The organism is Burkholderia sp., from assembly GCF_018375725.1.
Lineage (GTDB): Bacteria > Pseudomonadota > Gammaproteobacteria > Burkholderiales > Burkholderiaceae > Burkholderia.
In genome coordinates, this window is sequence record NZ_JAHACR010000515.1 from 1 (window position 1) to 1,442 (window position 1,442).

At 69.4% G+C, this 1,442-nt stretch carries 1 protein-coding gene; it reads left to right on the forward strand.

The features are described 5' to 3' along the window. Positions 1–1,391, forward strand: a 1,391-nt coding sequence (recJ, locus tag KH616_RS24980) for a single-stranded-DNA-specific exonuclease RecJ (protein WP_292254923.1), incomplete at its 5' end; no start/stop codon positions are given. Positions 1,392–1,442: the final 51 nt, after the last annotated feature.

A 1,442-nucleotide genomic window follows, 5' to 3' on the forward strand; every position in this document is an offset into this window, starting at 1 on the left:
ACTATCTCGTGCCGAACCGCTTCGAATACGGCTACGGACTCACGCCCGAAATCGTCGAGCTGGCAGCCGCGCGCAAGCCGGATCTGCTGATCACCGTCGACAACGGCATCGCGAGTGTCGCCGGCGTCGCAGCCGCCAACGCCCGCGGCATCGACGTGCTCGTGACCGACCACCACCTGCCCGGCGACGCGCTGCCCGCCGCGCGCGCCATCGTCAACCCGAACCAGCCGGGCTGCGGGTTCCCGAGCAAGCACATCGCCGGCGTCGGCGTGATGTTCTACGTGCTGCTCGCCTTGCGCGCCGAGCTGCGCCGCCGCGGCGCGTTCGCGAGCAAGGACGCCGAGCCGCGTCTCGACGGCCTGCTCGACCTCGTCGCGCTCGGCACGGTCGCCGACGTCGTGCGGCTCGACGGCAACAACCGCGTGCTCGTCGCGCAGGGTCTGCAGCGCATCCGCAACGGCCGAATGCAGCCGGGGATCGCCGCGCTGTTCCGCGCGGCGGCCCGCGACGCGCGCGCCGCGTCGGGCTTCGATCTCGGCTTCGGCCTCGGCCCGCGCCTGAACGCGGCCGGGCGGCTGTCCGACATGTCGCTCGGCATCGAGTGCCTGATCACCGACGACATCGGCCGCGCGTGGGAACTCGCGCAGCAGCTCGACGCGATGAACCGCGAACGCCGCGAGATCGAAGCCGGGATGCAGCAGCAGGCGCTTGCGGATCTCGCCGATGTCGACCCCGCCGACGCCTGCACGATCACCCTCTTCAACCCCGCATGGCATCAAGGCGTGATCGGCATCGTCGCCGGGCGGCTGAAGGAGAAATTCCATCGGCCGTCGTTCACGTTCGCTCACGCGGACGAGCAAGGCACGCGCGTCAAGGGCTCAGGGCGATCGATCCCCGGTTTCCATCTGCGCGATGCGCTCGACCTCGTGTCGAAGCGCGATCCCGACCTGATCGTCGCGTTCGGCGGTCACGCCATGGCGGCCGGCGTCACGCTCGATACCGAAAACGTGCCGCGCTTTGCCGCCGCGTTCGAAGCCGTCGCACGCGAATGGCTGTCGGACGACGCGCTGGCCCGCGTGATCGAGACCGACGGCGAGCTCGAGGATGCGTATTTCACGCCGCAGTTCGTCGAGCTGCTCGACGGCGCGGTATGGGGCCAGGGTTTTCCGGCCCCGCTTTTCTCAGGCGAATTCGACGTCGTGTCGCAGTCGCTCGTGAAGGACAAGCACCTGAAGCTGCAGCTCGCGCGCGGGCGCCAGCGCTTCAACGCAATCTGGTTCAACCACACCGAGCCGCTGCCGCCGCGCGCATTCGTCGCATACCGTCTCGTTGCCGACACGTGGAACGGCGTCACCCGCGTCCAGCTGATCGTCGAGCACGCGGCCGCATAAAGGGGCATAACGGCAGCGCGCCGCCGCGCCTGACAGGGCACGCAAGGCGTG